Raw genomic sequence first — 312 nt, forward strand, 5'->3', positions numbered from 1 at the left:
GACTACGACGTAGATAGGTCAGGTGTGTAAGTGCTGCGAGGCATTGAGCTAACTGATACTAATTGCCCGTGAGGCTTAACCATACAACACCCAAGGGGTTTTGAACGGATTTGAAGTTGCAAGAAACGAATTGAATGTGATTAAGAACACAATATAGCTTTCCAGATACTCTTTATTAAATAAAGAGAAAGAATTTGCTTGGCGACCATAGCATTATGGACCCACCTGATCCCATGCCGAACTCAGAAGTGAAACGTAATAGCGCCGATGGTAGTGTGGGGTTTCCCCATGTGAGAGTAGGACATCGCCAGG

2 rRNA genes are annotated in these 312 nt (G+C 44.6%); both read left to right on the forward strand.

Features of this window, described 5'->3' with window-relative positions:
- Positions 1–83, forward strand: a 23S ribosomal RNA gene (locus HC728_RS19955); the annotation flags it as partial.
- A gap of 114 nt (positions 84–197) precedes the next feature.
- Positions 198–312 (forward strand): 5S ribosomal RNA (gene rrf / locus HC728_RS19960); the annotation flags it as partial.

It is taken from the genome of Aliivibrio sp. S10_S31, assembly GCF_014694495.1.
Taxonomy (GTDB): domain Bacteria; phylum Pseudomonadota; class Gammaproteobacteria; order Enterobacterales; family Vibrionaceae; genus Aliivibrio; species Aliivibrio fischeri.